Origin of the sequence: Erwinia sp. OLFS4 (genome assembly GCF_002752165.1) — a bacterium.
GTDB lineage: Bacteria > Pseudomonadota > Gammaproteobacteria > Enterobacterales > Enterobacteriaceae > Izhakiella.
In genome coordinates, this window is record NZ_MOMB01000008.1 from 1 (window position 1) to 19,107 (window position 19,107).

General features: G+C 55.1%; 17 protein-coding genes. All 17 read left to right on the forward strand.

Annotated features, from left to right (window positions below; all coding sequences use genetic code 11):
- Positions 1-3,192 (forward strand): LPD7 domain-containing protein (locus tag BL249_RS18920; RefSeq protein WP_099753251.1); only part of this gene is annotated, 3,192 nt, incomplete at its 5' end.
- Positions 3,193-3,199: 7 nt separating this feature from the next.
- A complete protein-coding gene (locus BL249_RS03425) occupies positions 3,200-3,643 on the forward strand; it encodes a hypothetical protein (RefSeq protein WP_241898829.1) in 444 nt (147 codons plus the stop codon).
- Between the two features lie 13 nt (positions 3,644-3,656).
- Positions 3,657-4,379, forward strand: coding sequence for a DotI/IcmL/TraM family protein (locus tag BL249_RS03430; RefSeq protein WP_168174272.1), 723 nt, complete (start codon positions 3,657-3,659; stop codon positions 4,377-4,379).
- A gap of 15 nt (positions 4,380-4,394) precedes the next feature.
- A complete protein-coding gene (locus tag BL249_RS03435) occupies positions 4,395-5,402 on the forward strand; it encodes a DotH/IcmK family type IV secretion protein (protein ID WP_158233075.1) in 1,008 nt (335 codons plus the stop codon).
- Between the two features lie 2 nt (positions 5,403-5,404).
- Positions 5,405-6,664 carry a conjugal transfer protein TraO gene (gene traO, locus BL249_RS03440; RefSeq protein WP_099704532.1) on the forward strand — a complete coding sequence of 420 codons (1,260 nt, stop codon included), beginning with the start codon at positions 5,405-5,407 and terminating at the stop codon, positions 6,662-6,664.
- Between the two features lie 11 nt (positions 6,665-6,675).
- Complete coding sequence (locus BL249_RS18925) at positions 6,676-7,470, forward strand: hypothetical protein (RefSeq protein WP_158233074.1); 795 nt, start codon at positions 6,676-6,678, stop codon at positions 7,468-7,470.
- Positions 7,470-7,997 carry a conjugal transfer protein TraQ gene (gene traQ, locus BL249_RS03455; RefSeq protein WP_158233073.1) on the forward strand — a complete coding sequence of 176 codons (528 nt, stop codon included), beginning with the start codon at positions 7,470-7,472 and terminating at the stop codon, positions 7,995-7,997. Before BL249_RS18925 ends, traQ begins: the two co-directional genes overlap by 1 nt.
- A gap of 26 nt (positions 7,998-8,023) precedes the next feature.
- Positions 8,024-8,407, forward strand: a complete 384-nt coding sequence (locus tag BL249_RS03460; protein ID WP_099704530.1) for a DUF6750 family protein — start codon at positions 8,024-8,026, stop codon at positions 8,405-8,407.
- A gap of 51 nt (positions 8,408-8,458) precedes the next feature.
- Positions 8,459-9,412 (forward strand): hypothetical protein, encoded by a 954-nt coding sequence (locus BL249_RS03465; protein WP_099704529.1) that lies wholly within the window; start codon positions 8,459-8,461, stop codon positions 9,410-9,412.
- 23 nt (positions 9,413-9,435) lie between these two features.
- Positions 9,436-12,513, forward strand: a complete 3,078-nt coding sequence (locus BL249_RS03470) for a conjugal transfer protein (protein WP_099704528.1) — start codon at positions 9,436-9,438, stop codon at positions 12,511-12,513.
- A gap of 13 nt (positions 12,514-12,526) precedes the next feature.
- Positions 12,527-13,723 carry a conjugal transfer protein TraW gene (traW, locus tag BL249_RS03475; protein ID WP_099704527.1) on the forward strand — a complete coding sequence of 399 codons (1,197 nt, stop codon included), beginning with the start codon at positions 12,527-12,529 and terminating at the stop codon, positions 13,721-13,723.
- Positions 13,720-14,232, forward strand: a complete 513-nt coding sequence (gene traX / locus BL249_RS03480; protein ID WP_099704526.1) for a conjugal transfer protein TraX — start codon at positions 13,720-13,722, stop codon at positions 14,230-14,232. Before traW ends, traX begins: the two co-directional genes overlap by 4 nt.
- Positions 14,233-14,286: 54 nt before the next feature.
- Positions 14,287-16,431 carry a DotA/TraY family protein gene (locus BL249_RS03485; RefSeq protein ID WP_099704558.1) on the forward strand — a complete coding sequence of 715 codons (2,145 nt, stop codon included), beginning with the start codon at positions 14,287-14,289 and terminating at the stop codon, positions 16,429-16,431.
- Between the two features lie 88 nt (positions 16,432-16,519).
- Complete coding sequence (locus tag BL249_RS03490) at positions 16,520-16,771, forward strand: type II toxin-antitoxin system Phd/YefM family antitoxin (RefSeq protein WP_070135842.1); 252 nt, start codon at positions 16,520-16,522, stop codon at positions 16,769-16,771.
- On the forward strand, positions 16,768-17,055 hold the full coding sequence (locus BL249_RS03495) for a type II toxin-antitoxin system RelE family toxin (RefSeq protein ID WP_070135841.1): 288 nt from the start codon (positions 16,768-16,770) through the stop codon (positions 17,053-17,055). Before BL249_RS03490 ends, BL249_RS03495 begins: the two co-directional genes overlap by 4 nt.
- A gap of 16 nt (positions 17,056-17,071) precedes the next feature.
- Entirely contained in the window at positions 17,072-17,749 is a 678-nt protein-coding gene (gene excA, locus BL249_RS03500) for a plasmid IncI1-type surface exclusion protein ExcA (protein ID WP_099704525.1), read from the forward strand.
- An 83-nt stretch (positions 17,750-17,832) separates the two neighbouring features.
- Positions 17,833-19,104 carry a secretion/conjugation apparatus DotM-related subunit gene (locus BL249_RS03505; RefSeq protein WP_099704524.1) on the forward strand — a complete coding sequence of 424 codons (1,272 nt, stop codon included), beginning with the start codon at positions 17,833-17,835 and terminating at the stop codon, positions 19,102-19,104.
- The last annotated feature ends 3 nt before the right edge of the window (positions 19,105-19,107 follow it).

Sequence of the window (19,107 nt, forward strand, 5' to 3'; positions counted from 1 at the left end):
AATCAGACCACTACCGACAATCTGACGCCTGCAGAAGAATTTGCACAGGTACTAAAGGATGCCGGCTTTATCCTGCCTAATAACAGCCTGCCTGAAATGGACGGGAAGCGGCACAGGGTTGCCACCGATGGTGATAAAGCCGGTGCCACCTCCGGTGTGTACCAGGGTTTTCTCGATGGCCGACCGGCGGGCTGGTATCAGGATCACCGTGCAAGTGAAGGCAAGGTGAACTGGACCTCCACCGGCTCACATACCTATGACCCGGCAGAGGCCATGCAGCAACGTGCGCTGTCAGCACAGAAGCGCTGGGACAGGGAAATACAGTCTCAGCTGGAATTTTCCCGGATGGGAAAAACCCTGTCGCGGCAATGGAGCAAAATGCCCCCGGCCACGGAGACACACGCCTATCTGGCCCGAAAAGGTGTATCGGCAGCCGACGGCGTTCGTCTGGATAAATACGACAATCTGGTCATCCCGCTACGCAACATCAATGGCGAGCTCCGCACCCTTCAGTACATCAAACCCGACGGTACCAAGAACCTGAAGAAAGGCGCGGAGAAGACGGGCAACTTCTTTGTGGTAGGGGGTGAACTCAGCCCTCAGCTCCCTGTTCTGTATGCCGAAGGTTATGCCACGGCCGCCAGCCTGCATCTAGCGACCGGAATGCCGGTTGTAATGACAGTTGATGCCGGAAATCTGGTGACAGTGTCACGAAACCTGAAGGAGCGCTATCCGGATAACCACCACATCATCCTCGGGGAAGATGACTTCACCAAAACCAACAACCGCGGTGAACAGGATAATAAGGGGGCGAAAAAGGCACAGGAAGCCGCAGCGGCTATTAACGGCATTTACATCATCCCTTCATTCTCTGAAAGCGAGCGTGCGCAGGCGTTCGCCGGTACCGCCTCATTCAGCGATTTTAACGATATTCACGTGGCCAACGGACTGAATGCGGTTCGCGAACAGCTGGCACCGATTTTCGATGAACTCATTCCCGACTGGCGTCAGTCCTTTACGGAGACTCACAGCATGCCTGACAACAACATCCGGCAGGATGACCCTGCTGTTCCCTTCCCTGACATCACGGATTATCCGGACTTCGGCGATGATTTTCAGGAAGCATTTGCACCACCAGAGGATATACCTGAGAGCACAGTAACCTCCGTGCAGGCACAGGATATACCGGAGCCGTCACCTGAAATCGCGCCGCCAGAAACCTCTGTTCCACCACTGGCTCGGGAGGCAGAGGCACCGGATGACAGGGCTTCTCACCAGGTCCCCGACGAGCCGGTGTTAAACGTGGAGCCCTCCGCACCAGATGCCGTCGGGGCACCGTCTGCAGAAACAGCATCGTTATCGGCGTCAGAGACGCCAGTCGTGGCCAGCGCGCCCACGGCCACGGATAACCCCGGCCTGCAGAATGCACCTCTGGCAGAGGCTGTAAATGCACAAACGCCACCGGCTGATAGTCCACCCCCAGTGGATGCAACTGCAGAAGCCCAGCTGGCCGATGCCAGTATTCCGCCAGTGACAGAGCCACCATTGAAAAAGGCGTCTTCACCGGAAGAACCACTGCAGCCGGCAGCGGCGGAAACTGATACCGCACCGGCTCAGGAAAATGGCTTCTCATTCACCTTTGGGCGACTGCCAGGTGACATCAGCCCGGAGGGGCCGGAAGTCGCCCGGATTAATCTGGACGAGCTCCTGCAGGGGCTGACCAGCCGCCAGGAAGACAGAACCTGGGTGTATGCGCTCGATGGCGAAGACGCATTCCGCGATTATGGCGATCGCATCGTTATGGCTTCGCCGCAGGCAAGCGAAAACGACCGCATGATCCTGGCCGCCCTGCTTTCCGCCAAAGTCAATCAGCGTGGTGCTGTTGAGGTAACAGGCAGTCCGGAGTTCATCCAGCGCACGCTGACGCTGATTGCCGATCACAACATCGAGGTGCATCTGAAAAACCCGCTGCAGCGCGAGCAATTTGAAGCGCTGTTGCAGGCCAGAGCCGCTGAGTCGATGGCAAAGAATGGCATCAACATCAGCACGCCAGGGCAGGAATCAGCTCCTTCAACGGCCGTAGATACACCGCCTGCTTCACCTGGCGCGGCACCGACCGCCCCGGGGAATGACACCGCCAGTCAGGTCCCTTCGAAAAAAGCTGAACCCGCGACTCAGGAAATGACCGTCTTTGAGAAAGAAACCCTGCGAACAGGCCTGACCGGAAAGCTACTCGAATCCGGACGGGCGCCGTATCAGTTCGACAAAGCCAACACGAACAGCTTTTATGTCCAGCTGCGTACAAAAGCAGGCAACAAGACTTACTGGGGTGTGGAGCTGGAACAGGCCCTGAAAGACAGTGGCCAGAAACAGGGCGACATTGTGAAGCTGCAGTATCTGGGCAAGAAGCCGGTGACCGTCAACGTTCCGCTGACCAATGACGAGGGGGTGGTGACCGGATACGAACGCCAGGAGAAACATCGCAATCACTGGTCACTGACGCCGGCCCAGGATAATCGCCTGCTGGTTGCTGACCGACACCACATTGCGCCGGCAGAACTGTCTGCCTATGACGGTAATGCCTTCTGGCAGCTCCAGCACCAGATTGTTAAGGCGACCGCACTGTCTTTATCGCTTCCGGACCCCACAGGCCACGGCCTGCTGTATACCGGCCCGGACGGTGAAGGACAAAAACCGCCGCAATCACCTCCGGAAAACGCTGTGGTACCTGCTCTGTCCAAAGCCGCAGGCTCAGTGGTCATGCAGGCAGCTGGCGCTGAAGGCGAACTGCTGGCGCACCTGGTGAAAGGTCACGGCGATTACCTGCAGGGAATGATGCGTTATGAAGGTGAACTTCGCCACGTACTGGCCCGGGTATGCACGGGAGCCAACGGAAACACGTGGCTTGCTGTGAATACTGTTTCCGATACCGGCGCTCTCGCCCTGATTGGCCACGGTTCGGCGTTAAACGCTGTGAAGAATGGTGAAGCCCGGAGGGATACCTTTGCCTTTCAGCTCAAAGGAAAGGATGCACCGAAGTTTGCCGTTCCTCTGGTTTCACCGGAAAAGATCCCGCCGGCCCTGCACAGCAAGCTGGGGTTCGACAAACCCTGGACACCGCCGAAAGCACGGGAGCCGGAGCAGGCACCCCGGGCGCAGGTCAAGCCGGCTAATCAACCGCAACCCATGTGAGGACCTCATGCGAAAAATGCTCTGTACCACCCTTCTGTTTCTGGCGTGTCTTCCTGCCGCTGAAGCGGCTTCCTGTCGCGCTGGCAGGGCTGCAAAAGCAGGTAGTGAAGCCGGCTACAATCGGGCAAAAGAAGCCGCAGATGCCTGGTCACAGCGTCAGAACAATGTCACAGCGTCATTGGGTGGCTGCCTGGGAAACATTTCCACCACCATTACGGCGCCAACGTTTCCCAATCTGACCGACGTCCTGAATCAGATCGGCCAGAAAATTTGCCAGGCGGCCCGTGACAAAATCAGTGACTACGTTCCTCCGACCATAGACCCCTGGGGAGACTATGCCTCCAGCAGCGGCCTTTCGTCCTACAGTTCGGGAACGACATCCATTCCCGTCAGCACGCAATCATCCCCGGCGGCCACTGACAGTGGCCGTTCTTTTATCTCACTGAACTGATGGAAACGACCAAGTGACGAAACAATCTCCAGCCTCCCCGGGGGAGGCTTCTTCAGACACGGCCAAAAAGGTTCAGGAGTTTGATGAGAAACACCTCGTACCCTTCATGGAAGCAATGCAGCTTCAAAAAGACAGGATGCTCAACGCCTCTTTTGCTCGCAAATGTCTGGCGGTCGCTCTGGTGTCCGTCTCCTTCAACCTGGTGCAGTTTCCGGTTAACGTCTGGCTTGCCTGGCAGGTCGCTCACCCTCCGGTGAAATACTTCGCCACGCTCAACGGCAGCGTACTTGCGCAATATGCAACGTCCGAGCCTGCTTACAGCGACGATGACGTCATTGCCTTTGGTGACAAAGTTGTCCGCAGCGCCTTCCAGCTCGACTTCAAAAACTTCCGTACGCAGATAAGCGATCAGCAGCAGAAGTTCTCAGAGGACGGCTTCAGGAGTTACTACAGCGCGCTGACAAACTCCAACCTGTTTGCAAAGGTGAAGACAGACAAGCTGCTGATGTCGGCCAACGTTACCCGTAAGGGGATGATTTACCGGCGCGGCCGTGAAGGTTCGGACGGCCCCTATATCTGGGAAGTTCAGTATCCCGTCACCCTGAGCCTTGATGGCCAGACCCGCAGTCTGCCACCTCAGAACTTCATTTTTACGATCCGCATTCAGCGAACCGACGTCAGGCTCAAACCTGAAGGAATCGAAGTGGCCTCCGTGGTCACCCGGGATGCCCGCTAAGTATCAGGAAACCTCATGAAAATTCGACTTCTCACGACAGCAATTTTGCTCTTGTCGGCGGGCTCTGTGCTGGCTGCCGACTGGGCTAACGCCCGTACAAACACCCCCACTACTGCGTTACCGCCCGCACCATCCCCGGGGGCTCCGGAAGTTGCCACAACGGCGCCGCCGGCAGCGCAAAGCGAACCCGTAGCGGACATTACTGCTCCGCTACGCCAGTCACCACCGGCACCACCTTCTGCAGCCGAAGCCTGGGCTATCGGCCAGGCCGCCCCGCTTAACCGCGGTGAGATTGAAAACGTCAGCCGGGCTGTCGATGACGCCAGCCGTGGACGCGCCTGGCAGCCTGCAGATGTGGTGCCTCGTATCTCCACTCTGACAGTGAATCTCTCCCCGGGTGCCTCATTACCGGTACTGCGAACAGCCACACATCAGGCCAGCACAGTGATGTTTACGGACAACACCGGGGCGCCATGGCCACTGGCGGCCCCACCTTATAACGCTAATGCCGATGGCTTTACGGTGAACTATATCCCGGACAGCAGCGTGATGACGGTTCAGGCCAGGCGGCAGTATGACCGTGGGAATGTCACGGTGTATCTGAAGGGACTGGCGGTACCCATCATCGTGGATGTCACCAGCGGTGAGGCCAGTAACACAGCCAAATCCCGCGTTATTGATACTCGCCTGGATTTGCGCATCCCACAGCGCGGCCCGCAGGCGAAAAAGATGCCGGCGCCACAATCAAAGATTGGCCTTAACAACCCAACATTGCAGGCCTTTCTCGATGGTGTTCCCCCTAAAGATGCCCGCCGGCTGAAAATTGAAGGGTCCGTGCCGGATACACAGGTCTGGCAGATGGGAGACGACCTTTACATCCGCACCCGCAGTGAGCTGCGTGATGCCTTTGAACAGACCCTGGCCTCTGGCGACGGGACCTGGCTGTACAAACTGCCACTGACTCCGGAAGTGGCTTTCTCTCATGCCGGTAAAACGGTCTGGATGACCTTATCTCTGGAGTAATCATGGCTGCAGAAAAAGACGCCCGCCGGGACGTGAAGAAAACCGGCTTAATCATTGTTATTGGTGGCTTCGCTGCCGTTGCCTTTCTTTTCATACTGGTGTCCTGGCTCAATGCTCCGCCTGAGGCAGTGACGCACATCAGCGTGGATAAAACTGCCGGTGGAACAGGAAAAGCCACAGCAGAAAGCCCGCAGTACCAGACGTTGCTCAGAGAGAACAACGCAGAAGGCGCTAAGCAGGCGATGGCGAATAACACCAGCTTTATCGCCTCAGCCGGCTCCGGTACCGTTCGCCAGGTTCCACCAATTTCACAGGAGGCACCGCCAACGCCACCGCCTCCACGGGCAGGAAACCCTTTGCCGCCGCCTCAGCATGTTCCGGCGCAGTCGCTTGACCCGGACCGTAAAAAAGCGCTGGAAGCGTTACTCAAAGAGCTCGTAGCCCAGCGTAGCGCTCCGGTCGGTCAACTGGCCAGCGTGACAGGACAGGCCCCGGGCCAGGCGGCACAGACCGCCGGCGCATCAGGTGTGGCTGCAGCGAGTCCCTTCTCCGGATGGACGGACAGCCTCTCTCCTTCGACGCAAACCGGGAGCGTTGCAGGTTCAGGCGGCACAGTACCTGATCGCATTGTTATTCCTGTCGGCAGTCGTCCGGGCGGCTTGATTGAGACGGCGATTGATTCCGACAACACAAGCTCTCAGGTGCTGGCCCGTATTCCGGCAGGCCCGTATGCCGGCGCCACCTTAACAGCCAATGGTGTCCAGCTCGCCGGCGATGGTGTGACTATCCATTTCACCAACATGGACTGGAATAACAACACCTGGCGTATTGATGCCTGGGCGGCTATGCCGGATACGCTGCAGTCCTCCGTCGCATCGTCAGTCAACAACCGCTATACAACACGCATTCTGCTGCCGGCACTGGCGCATGGTCTGGGATTAGGCGGTCAGTTGTATGCCAGTGCCAATACGCAAATCCTGAGCACCGGTTACAACACCCTTGAGGGGCGCGTGGGTATGCCTGACGGTAAAGCAGTGGCCGGTACCATCCTCGGCGGCGCTGCCCAACAAGCGGGTCAGGTGGTAAGCCAGGACGCGCAGAAACTCCCGGTGAAGCAGGTTCTTGTCGATCGTGGCCAGAGCATCGCCGTGTTGTTCATGTCTGCTGTAAAAGAAAGCGACAAAGTGATTAAGACCCGTGATGTGCCCGCGGCTGTCAGCCTGCAACCCGCCAGCCGCATGGTCCCCGCCTTACATCCCTGAAGAGAAACGCCATGAAAGAAAACTATTTCGATTCGGACCTTGAGCCCGCTGCCTCGCCGTTGCCTGAACTGCGTCCGGAGCCCGAAGAGGAAGTATCTGAGACGCTAGCCAAAGACGAGAACCCTAAAAGAAAACGTCAGTTTATGGGGTATGACCTCAGCACGTTGCTGATTGCCGGCGGCGTACTGGTTGCCCTTCTCGTCTATGCCGTCTGGCCAGATGAACCACCTCAACGTGCCTTTGTTCCTGACCATCAGGCCGCACCTGTGGAAGCGCCAGCGGAGGAAGAGGCTCCCGCAGCTGAACCACTACCAGTGCCTGCCCCAGCACCGGAGCCAACTCAACACACTGAACCTGTTCAGCCTGCAGCACCTCCGGTAGATGCCCAAGCACTACAGCAGGCCAGCGAGGCAAACCAGCAAGGGATAAGCGTACTGGATGGCCGTGTCACCGATGCAGAGAGACGTCTGGCAGAGCTTGAAGCACGAATGAAGGCAATGGGAACCGGTACAACCGCCCCAGCCAAAGCCGCCAGCAAACCAGTAAAACGTACCGTCGTTAAATCGACATCAGCATCAACGCACCGTACAGCAGCTGCACGAACAGGGACTGGCAATCAACGCAGTACCGGCGTACAGGGCTGGCGGGTACATACTATTTACCCGGGCATGGCCTGGATAACCCACGGAGGATACACCTGGTCGGTGCAGGCAGGCGATAACATCAACGGCATGACCATCCGCAGCATTAATGCCACTGCACGCACCGTCACAACTGACAGGGGCGTCATTCGCCAGGGGGGCTAATGGACGCCATTCAAATCCTAGTTCAGGTCGCCGACGGCCTGAAAACCAGCGGTATCCGCTTGATCCTGGCTCTGGGTTTTATGTTCGGACTTGGCGGCTGCATTTTCACATTGTTCTCCGTCGCCCAACGGGTCCGCACCGGTAAACCAGCCAGCGGGATTAAAGCCCTGGCATCGGTCTGCCTCGGCGGTGCTCTCATCGCCCTGCAGCAGATGATGAATAAAGCCTCCCATACCCTGAGTTTTGGCGATGTTTCCTTTGATGCCATCGCCTACGCCCCGGAATCCATGGGTCAGGCCAAGCTCGCCATCGATGCCGTTCTCACACTGCTACGTGCGGTCGGGGTGATGTTTTTCTTCATGGGCATATCTCGTGTCCGTCGCTCTCTGGTTGATGGCCACACAGGTCTGACTGCCCGAGAAGATGTCTCTGCAGGCATGGTGATCCTCATCTGCGGCATTCTCCTGGCCTGCAATCCACAACTGCTCGACGCACTCCAACAAACGCTGCATCTGAGCTGGAATTAACTCCATAAACAAAAGAGGTTTTAACAATGCGTAATTTCACACTGTCCGTTTCCGTACGCCTGTGGCTGGCTGCTTCTTCTCTGGGTCAACGTCTTCTGGCTCCGATTGCCGCACTCCTGTGTTCCCTGACGCTGCCAGCTCATGCTGATGACGGCATTTTTGGGATGCTCGACACCGTGGCCGACGGCGCCGATAACTCAGGGAAAAGCCTGTTGAAAGTGGCGAAGTTTGGCGGGATTGGACTCGTCATTATTGGCGTCGCCCTTTGGGTGGCCAAGAAAAAGAACCCGCAGATTGGCTGGGGCTGGGTCCTGACCTGTATCGGTGCCGGCTGCATCATGATTGCCATTGACCAGTTCATCAAGAAAGGTCAGAGCACCATTCAGCTGAACCCGGTTGACGTGGGTTAACATCATTCCCCGGCGCGCTGGCGCCGGGGTCCTGCCTTAAAGGAGGTCACCTTGAACCGATTCCCGGAAGCAGTCAGTTTCCTTTTTCCCGTTCAGCTGGAGCCGTGTCCGCCAGACGACAGCGATACAGCGCTCCCATCCCTGAGCCTGAAAGCTCCTGAAGCAATTACCTTTTGCCAGTGGCTTCTTCCACTGCTCCCTGAGTTTTATCACTGTGGTGTTTCTGCCGATGCTGGTTACAACTGTAACGTCTGGCTAATCCAACTGGCACCTCTGAGCGAACAGCTGCAAAAACTGACGCCAGAGCAAACTGATGGGGTCAAGCTGTTTGAACCTCTCACTAAAGCCTGCCGGCGCTGGTCTCGTCACGGCGTTACACATCTGCGCCTGACTGCAGCTATCCGTTATCAGCACTTTGACATCGAGCAGCAGGTCTGGGGGCATGAACAAACTGGACACGATCCCGCTCTGTACCGGCGGGCGGCGAAACTCACCGGCAACGCCTGCGAATACTGCGGGCACGTCAGTGCCAGTAATCGACTGGCATTTCGTGACGGCAATCCGGAAAACACGCACGACAATAATCTCACTGTCGGCTGTAGCGTATGCCTCTGCAGCCGCCATCTGAATCGTCTGGGCGCCAACGATGGCGTGATGGTTTACCTGCCTGAGCTCGCGCCTGCTGACATCAGCCGGCTGATAAGAACGGTGATTACCGCCCGGCGTGACGGGGATGAACGCCAGCAAAATGGTGCGGCCATGATCCTCAACTGGCTTGCCGCACACCGGGCTGAGACGGAACGATTCTGGGGAACCAGCCATCCGGGCGAATTTGGACAGGCGCTGCAGCAGTCATCACCCGCACTGCGTGAGTCGCTACAACAACGTCTGCTCCATGTTGCACTCATTCCCAACCCGGACATTATCGCCGCCAGGTCGTTCAGCCTGAGTCTTACACCAGGTCAATGGACGTCCCTGTATAACCAGCATTGCCGCCAGTCCTGACGGCCCTATCAGAGAACATTCGCATGAAAAATCCACTGGTCACCGCGCTGGAATGCGTGGAGGAAGCCATTGCCTGGGCCTCGCGTTATGCGCTGGGGCAGGACTTTACGCGTTACTGCGATCTTCGCACCACCATTGGCCTGACCGACGACGATCGTAAGCGCCGTCCGGGAATGTCCTCTCCGTATATCTTCCTCACAGAGGAAGGTCACTATGCCAGCGTGTTCGAAATCGAGGGGACCTACTGCGCTTTCAATGAAGAAACGGCCATCACAGAAGAAGAGCGGCGGGATAAGGCACTGTTCAGTAACTATATTGCCCGCCTGACAACACTGCTGACCAGCGAGTTTAAAGAACCCGGTCGTAAGCTGAGCTTCGTCTTCGAATGCGATCCGGGCAAAGCCCGGGCTGAACTGAAAAAACTACTGGCTCATCAATACCGCAGTCTAAAGCGCATGGGACTTAACCTGACTGATATTCTGGATGAACGTATTGAGAAAATGGCCCCCTTCATCGCCCGGGAGCGTGCATTCCTGGTGGTCTATACCGCCCGCGAAGCACTCTCCTCTACCGAAATCCGCGATGAAGAAAAGCGGCGTGAGGCTTTGCTGAAGAAAAGCCCGGGCGCACGATATGGCCAGAACTCGGTATTTCAGGCGCTGGAAGGGCTAAAAATTCGCCACGACACCTTCATCACCATGCTGGAAAACCAGTTTGGTAAAGGTGACTTTGGCACCCGCATTCGTCTGATGAATGCCCATGAATTTGGTCTGTCGTTACGTGAACAGATCGAACGCGAAAGTACCTCAGATTCCTGGCGGCCGTTTCTGCCCGGGGATGTAAAGTGGCCACATGGCCGGTCGAAAGGAAACGACCATTCGGTGCTCCTCGCGCCTCATCTGCATTATCAGTTATTCAACAGTGAACCTGTCATCGATGGCAGCTTCATTCATGTTGATGACCACTGGCACACCACGCTGGCGCTTTCGCTGGGTCCTCAGCAACCTGAAACGTTCAGCCAGCTGTTTGACAAAATCAACCGTCACCTGCCCTGGCGTATCCGCATGGACCTGATGCCTGGCGGCATGAAGGCTCTGGGCGGGAAGAAAACCATCCTGGGCCTGGCTGGCCTGCTGCCTCCACTGCGCCCGGTTTATGATTCCGTCCAGTGGCTGGAAGAGGTGGATAAAAGCGAGCCTGTCTGCGTGATGACCATCTGCGCCAGCACCTGGGCCCGGGATAAAGACACTGCTAAGCGTAATCGGACGTTGCTTCAGAAGGGGCTTCAGTCCTGGGGCGTGTGTGAGGTAACGGGGACCTTTGGTGATCCGGCGCGTGCCTGGGCATCAACCCTGGTCGGGGCGAACGCGCTCAGTATTCCATCGCTGATGTATCCCCCCCTCTCTGCAGCGCTTGCTTTACTTCCCCTGCAGCGCCCCGCCACTCCATGGGCAGACGATGCCAGCATTGTGTTTGCCACCCCAGACGGCAAACCTTTCCCGGTGAAACTGGCCAGTAACCTGCAGACAAAATTCACGGAGATAGTCGCCGGTGAACCCGGCACGGGTAAATCCGTGGCCCTGGGGGCGCTCAGTGAAGCCATCTTATTCTCAGGCCAGAGCAACCTGCCGTTTCTGTCCTACGTCGATAAGGGATTTTCGGCCCAGGGATTGATAAAACTCATTCGGGATGCACTACCCAAATCCCGTCAAAACGAAGTGGTTGGCATAGTTCTTGAAAACAGTCGTAAGCACTGTAAGAACCCGTTTGACGTCCAGATTGGGATGAAATACCCACTGACGCCGGAAAAGGAATATCTGCTCAGTATCTGTGAAACACTGTGTGTAAACCCGGAAACCGGCACGCCGCCGAACTCACAGGACTGCCGGCAGATCCTCAGCCGGGTTATCGATACGGCCTATGAGACGAATGCCAGCCTGACGCCAGTTCGCTATGCACAAACGCTGGAGCCTCTGGTCGATGAGGCGCTGGAAAAGACTGGTATCCGCCATGAGTACGACGACAACTGGTGGTCAAAAGCCACCTGGTTCGAGGTCAGGGATTTACTTTTTTCCCGTGAAGAAATGACCGCCGCCACTCGCGCCCATTATCAGGCCATGCCGGAGCTGAGTGACCTGCAGGTCTACCTCAATGATGAGGACGTCCGTATGCAGTACGGCACCATCACCCGCGAAGGCAGTGGCGAAACCCTGCTCTCCTATATCAGCCGCTGCCTGTCGGATGCCTTACGCACCTACAAAATGCTTTCCGGCCGTACCGTGTTTGAACTTAACCCGGGCACCCGCGTGATAGCCATTGACCTGAACAACGTGGTTGGCGGCAAAACCCGGGCTGGTCAGGTCAAAACCGGGTTGATGTATCTCTATGCTGGCCAGCTGGCCGCCGGGCATTTTGAGCTGCCGCAGTACCGCAATGAGCTTATGCGCGAACTGCCGGAAATGTACCAGCCATTTCATCACGAACGACTGACCCAGCTGGCGCAGGAGGTGAAAACCAAGATTTACGACGAGCTGCACAACGCCAAGGACATCCCGTTTATCATGAATAAGCTGGTCACCCAGGACCTGGAGAACCGCAAATTCTTCATCCGTACCGTGCTGAGCTCTCAGTATCTGAACCACTTCCCGCACGAGATCCTGAAGTCGGCCAACAGCCTCTATCTGATGCAGGTCAGCCACGAGGATCTGCCATTGCTGACCGAGCATTTTGGCGTGCCGGCGCATACCGCGCAGACGTTTCGTCATATTGGCTCCGGTGCCTCCCCTGACGGCAGCGGTACCCACTTCCTGGCGTGCTTCCGCCTGAAAACCGGCAGAGTGGTGCAAATCCTTAAAAATACCCTCGGCCCCAAAGAGCTATGGGCGCTCAACTCAACCCCGAAAGATGCCGCATTACGCGACCAGCTGTATGACCTGCTCGACGGTCGCAAAGCCAGAGCTATCCTGGCTGAAGCCTTCCCGACCGGCAGCGCAGTCAACCTCATTGACCTGCGCCAGAAAGAAGCGCGAGAAACCGATCACGGCAACGTAATTAACCGACTGGCCAGCGAGCTGATTGCCGCACGCGGCCTGCAAATCTGATAAAGGCGAACCCATGAATAAACGACTCCTGGCCGTCACCATCGGCGGCCTGCTACTGTCCCCGTTTTATAGTTCAGCTTATACCGTCAATGTTAATAGCAGCATACCGATCACAACTGAGGTGGTTCCGCAGTTAAGTACAGCGAACGCAACCCTCGGAAGCATACTCTCCACCAACCAGCAGATTGGCGGCGCCATCAGCTCCGGCAACGACAAGATTGCAGCCATGATCCAACAGTCAACGGAGAACATGCAGCAATACGCCACCTATGCGCAGCAGGTACAGAACCTGGAGCAGGCCAGGCGCAGCTACACCGTGCCGGACAGCATCTGCAGCGAGTCTGCCTCCGGGCAGGCTTCACAGGTAGCACGCCAGTCAGCGGCAAAACAGTCCACGCTTGCCAGCGGCGGGAGCGTCCGGAACCGTGCCATCAAAAAGGCCCTGTCATCCAAACCCGACGTGCCGGAAAAGGGCCTTTTTGCCACGGCAGAAATCCACAGGAACTACTGCACAAAAGAAGATGCGGACGCCTGGGGTGATCTCTGCAGCGGTGAATCGGCGTTACCGGGAGGAGATAAGGAAGTCCGGTCGTTACTGGCCGGCGCCGGTCCGGAAGACAAGGCCCCGGAGCTGACGTTCACCCAGGAGCAGACGGATGCGGCAATGATGTACCTCAAAAACTCGGTCCGCCACAGCCCCGGCCGCGCGCTGAAAAAGGGCGAAGTGAAAACCGACAGTGGTCGTCAGTACATCGGGATGATGACAGAGCATGACGCCATACAAAGTGCTGCTGAGCAACCTCAGCTGGCTATGGTCGCTGCCAGTCAGCCTAATGAAGCCACGAAAGACGTTCTGGCCGAAACACTCCAGACGCCATCGAGCAGGGCCTGGTTTGATGAGAATGCCTCAGCCGAAGCAAAGCGCACCGGCATGATGTCATTACGTGAATTTGAGTCCTTCGAAGTCAATCGCCGGTACGCCAATACCGATTATCAGACCGACCTGCAGGCTATGGATGGCGACAACCTTTTGCGTGAATCCATCCGAATCCAGAGCCTTCAGACCGCCTTACTTTTAGGCATCAAGCAGCAACTGCAGGAGAACGCCATTATCTCTGGCCAGCAGCTGAGCCTGGAAGGCGTTCAATACTATGAGCCTCGCCTGGCGCAGAAACTGCAGCAGGCCGCAGCCGGAGCTACACGCCAATGAAGAAAATAGGAAAGAAAGCCTGGTTTGCCGCCAATCTGGTCCTCCCGCTCTGGGAGGCCGGTCGCATGGTAAATGCCGCACGGTATGCGGCTGAGAAAAATGCGGAGCGGTTCCGCCGTCTGTGGCCTGAAGCCGCACAGAGAGAAAAAGAAATTCTCACTTTTGACGAAGCCGTGGCCGCCAGTGGTCACAGCAGAGAAGCACTGATGCGCCGTTTTCTGCTGGCTAAACGGATCTGGCTGTCCATGTTCGTCGTGGCCGTAAGCATCGTCATTTTGCTACCGGTGGGAACACTGCTTGCAGCCCCTCCGGGTTCCGGGGTGCTGCTGATGCGTATGTTCAGTCTGATGTTCATGGTTTCCGCCTTCGCCGGCATGTTGTTTGTATGTGCCATGAAAAACCAGTTTCACCTCTGGCAACTTCTCAGTCAGGAACTGGGATCGTTTACTCAGTGGCGGGCAACCGGCACCTGGCTTAAAGAACTCTTTAGCTGGCGTGCCCCGTTCTGACCTTTTCCCTCTGCCATCCTCCGGATGCGCATTCTGTTCGTTACGGAAACCAATATGAAAAGACTGCTACTGTTACTGGCCGCCTTCGCGCTGGTCGGTCTGTCGTTGCCGGCATTTGCAGACAATATTAACTACGACACGATTAGCGGTGCGGCCACACGGTCCACCGACCTCTCTCGCCAGCTGCTTATCATGGTTTATGGCGACGTGGTGAATAACCCGCTGCAGCCTCAGAACGTCAGCTTCATCGGCCAGCTGTATGGCGTGTTCAACGCTATTATCGCTGGTCTGGCGTTCATCTGGTTTATGGGGGTAACCCTACGCGCCACGGTACTGACCGGAAATCGCGGTAAAGTATTTGGCCGCGGTAACACCATGATGGCGCCCGTCTCATCGCTGGCGGGATTTATGGCACTGGTACCCACACCGTCTGGCTGGTCCATTTCGAACCTTGCGTTCTTATGGATGGCATCTATCATGGGCGTGGGGAGTGCCAATCTGCTTACCGACAAAGCGGCAGACGTCATTATGGACGGCCAGTCCATGATTATGCAGCCCGTTGCCGGTGAAACCATCACAGCCGCCCGGGGCATTTTTGACATGTACCTGTGCAAGGCGGCGATGAACACCGAACAGGCAGAAATGCATCAGGTCGGTAGCAGCAGCACGCCGCCGATGTCTGAGCAGCGGTCTTCTGACGGTCGTGAGATACGCATTTCAAACGGCAGCGCCTTGTGCGGCAGCGCAAAGCTGCCGGAAACGTCGGATAGCGGCTCTTGGTACTCTTTTAGCGTTCCGATAAATTCTGGCCCGCTCGAAAATGCCCAGATGAATGCCTTCACCGCGATGAACAGCTCGCTCTCACAGAGCGCGGATAACTTTGTCAGCGCCTGGCGTAGCTACCAGGATGGAGGGCAAGGCCGTCTTCCGGATGCAGAAGCGGAGATTCAGCAGGCCGCACGCCAGTATGAAGACACGATTACTGCAGCAACAGCAAGCGTGGACAATGAAGGTACAATCCGCAGCGAGCTCGCAAACTATCTGAAACAAAGCGGCTGGATTTCGCTCGGTGCCTGGTACCAGTCATTCGCTACAGCCAATCAAAAGGTGAATAGCATCGCGAATAAAAGCCCTATAGTTACCGGGCCGTCTAATATTGGTGAAGTTGGAATAGGAAGACTCCAGTCAGAGATCCAGATTGCATTGCAGGCACAACGTAAAAATTCAACCTTCACTCCACCATTAGGGTCGGCAAATGTTGCTGGTAATGAGAATATTGACGACGTTCAGAATGCTAATGACGCCATCAGGAAAGTGCTTCCTTTTGGCCAGAAGCTAACCAGTAAAATTATTGAAAATGTAATGAGCGATGGAAATGACTCCTCAGCACAAGTTAATCCAATGCTCAAAATGAAAGCAATTGGTGATTACACGCTGGTTTCTGCTCAAACCACCTTCATAGTATTTACCGCCACTAAAGCAGCAGTTGATTGGGCTGGTGCGGATAGCAATGGATTAACTAAAGTCATAAATACCGTGTCAGGTGCAGGATATATAGCCAAAAGTGTGATGGGATCTATCTCCCCGGTCGTATACTTCATTTTATTCATATTGCTGAATGTCGGATTTTCTCTATCCATCTTCTTGCCTTTTATCCCATTAATTTACTGGATAACGGCCTGCACATCTTGGCTTGCGAGCGTATTTATTGGAACCACAGCGGGCTCACTGTGGGCATCAACACACATAGGCACAGAGGAAGATAAGGGGAGCCGAGCTAATTATGGCTACATTTTCTTGATCGACGCTGCGATTAGACCGTCACTGATGGTGTTTGGTTTTTTCTTTGCCAGTCTGGTTGTCGTGGCCATAGGAACTCTTCTTAACATGCTCATCACGCCAGCACTGGCGAATGTTCAGGCTGATTCATTTACAGGACTTGCAAGTATTATAGGGATTCTGATGATTTATGCCCGAACGTGTACTTCACTCGTGTCATCCGCCTTCAGCCTTCAGGTCTATATGCCTGATTATGTTATTTCATGGCTCGGCGGTCGAGAAGCCGCACAAATGATGAAGGGTGCTGTTGAGTCCGTGCGCAGCATGTTTGCAGGCTTCGGGAGCAAGGCTGGTCATGCTCCAGGGCTGAAGAGGGTCGATGCAGCCAAACCTGGAGGAGATGCTGATGGATTTAAATAGTGTGAAACATCATCCATAAAAAGACTTAAATACAGGTCATCTTATGTTATAATCTGACCTGTAAATCAGTCTCACTAATGGAGAGGTCATGCCAAACATCATTCACAGCGATACAACAGCCAGCATCAGTGAGCTGAAGAAAAACCCTATGGCCACGGTCAATGCAGGCGCCGGTTCTCCCGTGGCTATTTTGAACCATAACCAACCTGCTTTTTACTGCGTGCCGGCTGAACTCTATGAGCAGATGCTCGAATACATAGACGAGGAAGAGCTCGCTAAACTGGTTACCAAACGCAGTAAACAGGCATTGCATGATGTGGATCTGGATAGTTACCTATGACTTATCGGGTGAAGTTCAGAACTGACGCTCTCAAGGAATGGAATGTACTCGATAAGTTTGTTCAGCAGCAATTTGCAAAGAAGCTGAAGAAGTGTGCAGAAAATCCTCATATCCCTTCTGCTAAACTTCGGGGCATGCCTGGATGCTATAAAATTAAATTGAGGTCGTCTGGCTTCAGACTGGTCTATCAGGTTATTGACAATGAATTAATCATTGCTGTGGTCGCCGTAGGCAAGCGGGAGCACAGTGAGGTTTACAATCTGGCCAGCAAAAGGCTCAGATAAAATCAGGAAGATTACTATGACAGTTAAATACATCGATACTTATAGCAAGAACTGGTCTGTCGCAGTGACTGGTGTGCTCTCATTCGCATATTGTATTTTTATTTTACCATTCCACATTCCATTAGCCGTATACTCAACAATCAATTATCAAGAAATGATGGGCACAAGATTCCTATCAGATAAGATAATTACTTTATTGTCTCTTTCAGTACCGATAGCATTACTTTTAATTGGCTATTCCATATGGAAACAACGCAAAAACATCAAAGCATTTGCATCCTTCTTTAGAGAGTCTGAGCTCTGCGCTCCATCACCACAAAATATTGCCAGAGACCGTACAGGTTGGGGATTTTTGGGACTTGATACTAAAAAAGGAACTTTGCTTTACATTAACCATCCCGATACCACCATTTTTAATTTCTTCTTCCCTCGTGATGTGCGTGTAATGGGGTTTGGGATGTACGACTGGAAATCAATCGAAGTAGAGGGCAACACCCTCAGAATTTTCACTGGCAACCCTGAACTCCCGTCCGTCGCAATTGTGACAAGTAAAGCCAGTCAGTTGCTGGAAAAAATCAACGCCATGCGTAACCAGAGCTGGAGCTATGAATACAACATTCCAGGATGCGTTGAGCATCAGGCAGAAAAGATCGCTGAAAGAAACGGCATTAACCTGGTTCTGCCACCGAAATAATTCTTAAGCAGTCGCCCCCTTCATCAGAGGCACTCTTTTCAGAGTGCCTTTTCTTTTGCATTCGTACTATCAAAGGCCCTCCTATGGCGCAACAACCACGCAATGACGTCCGGTCCCATGACTGGTCAATGGCTGTGGTCGGCGGCTTTATCACGCTGATTATCGCAGCCCTTTTTTTCCGACAGCTCACCGTCGAAACCTGTACCATCGTGCTTTACTGGCTATGGAATCTTGCAGATTTCCCTCGTACACATGAATTTGCTGCCTGGCGTATTAATCTTCTGGCCAGAACGCATAACAACGCCCCGGACGTTACATGGAGTGAGTTCTTTGCCGTAATGGACGTCACTGCCGGCATTCTGATGATTGCGCTGGTCCCTCTTATTATTACCGGGATTATCGCCGTTCGCAGGCACCAGGTAAGTCGTACCCGACGTGACATTTCTATCCATACGCTGCCCCGCATTATGTCAGCTTTCTCACCCTCAATTATTCCGGCACTGACCTACGGCGATAAAAAGCAGCAGCTGCTGAACGTAGACCCTGAGGAACATCGGAGCGCGCAGACGCCGGATGAGTTCGCCATTGAGCACAAACTGGTCGTCAATCAGCGATTACGCCGGGAGGTGGCTCAGGAGGTCTTCATTGCCCAGCTGGGGACCCCACTGCCCAAAGTTGCCACCGGCGCCGACGTGGCACCACTCTTCAACACGTTTAATGACCATGAACGGGCCATGTTCGCCATCTTTGGCCTGCAGCACTTCATGGACAAGCGTAAGGACGCTGAAGCACTGCTGGATGTGCTCAACCGTTCCACGTTGAAAACTGACCGCAGGTATCGGAACAAAATTGGTTACCCCAATCTGGCGTTGGCCAACAGCGCATTCAAAAAGGTTATTGCCACAGAAGAGGCCCGGAACTTCATCAGGCAGTACGGCTACGTACGTACGGCCATCTCAGCCCTGCATGACAACGATCTGCACTTGCCCATTCGCCGCTTCCGTTGGCTGAAAGGACTCGACCGTCCGCTCTGGTACACCCTGGCGTCCACTGGTCGTCCCTGGCCTTTTGTTGAAGCTGCTGGCGTCGTTAGCCAGGCCCACTGGGAAACATTGGCAGCACGCTACAGGGTTCGCCTGAGTCATCCCATCATGAGCCTCGCGCTGAATGGTCTGGAAGACGACCTACGGAACATCGGGGCAGTTATTGACGATACGCCCGGACCGTCCCGCTCTCCTGTTGAAGAGGAGGACGATATTGAAGATGACGATGAAGATGCTGGCCCAACTGCTGGCCACACAGAAGAACCTCACGCACATCGCCACACCCATTCCTTTCGCCCAAAAATGAGATAATCC

What these genes read in the sequence shown, in the direction of transcription:
- traW (WP_099704527.1), top strand. Translation starts at nt 12,527, where the DNA reads ATGAATAAACGACTCCTGGCCGTCACCATCGGCGGCCTGCTACTGTCC.
- traX (WP_099704526.1), top strand. Translation starts at nt 13,720, where the DNA reads ATGAAGAAAATAGGAAAGAAAGCCTGGTTTGCCGCCAATCTGGTCCTC.
- BL249_RS03490 (WP_070135842.1), top strand. Translation starts at nt 16,520, where the DNA reads ATGCCAAACATCATTCACAGCGATACAACAGCCAGCATCAGTGAGCTG.
- BL249_RS03505 (WP_099704524.1), top strand. Translation starts at nt 17,833, where the DNA reads ATGGCGCAACAACCACGCAATGACGTCCGGTCCCATGACTGGTCAATG.
- BL249_RS03485 (WP_099704558.1), top strand. Translation starts at nt 14,287, where the DNA reads ATGAAAAGACTGCTACTGTTACTGGCCGCCTTCGCGCTGGTCGGTCTG.
- BL249_RS03470 (WP_099704528.1), top strand. Translation starts at nt 9,436, where the DNA reads ATGAAAAATCCACTGGTCACCGCGCTGGAATGCGTGGAGGAAGCCATT.
- BL249_RS03460 (WP_099704530.1), top strand. Translation starts at nt 8,024, where the DNA reads ATGCGTAATTTCACACTGTCCGTTTCCGTACGCCTGTGGCTGGCTGCT.
- BL249_RS03425 (WP_241898829.1), top strand. Translation starts at nt 3,200, where the DNA reads ATGCGAAAAATGCTCTGTACCACCCTTCTGTTTCTGGCGTGTCTTCCT.
- BL249_RS18925 (WP_158233074.1), top strand. Translation starts at nt 6,676, where the DNA reads ATGAAAGAAAACTATTTCGATTCGGACCTTGAGCCCGCTGCCTCGCCG.
- traO (WP_099704532.1), top strand. Translation starts at nt 5,405, where the DNA reads ATGGCTGCAGAAAAAGACGCCCGCCGGGACGTGAAGAAAACCGGCTTA.
- BL249_RS03495 (WP_070135841.1), top strand. Translation starts at nt 16,768, where the DNA reads ATGACTTATCGGGTGAAGTTCAGAACTGACGCTCTCAAGGAATGGAAT.
- BL249_RS03435 (WP_158233075.1), top strand. Translation starts at nt 4,395, where the DNA reads ATGAAAATTCGACTTCTCACGACAGCAATTTTGCTCTTGTCGGCGGGC.
- excA (WP_099704525.1), top strand. Translation starts at nt 17,072, where the DNA reads ATGACAGTTAAATACATCGATACTTATAGCAAGAACTGGTCTGTCGCA.
- traQ (WP_158233073.1), top strand. Translation starts at nt 7,470, where the DNA reads ATGGACGCCATTCAAATCCTAGTTCAGGTCGCCGACGGCCTGAAAACC.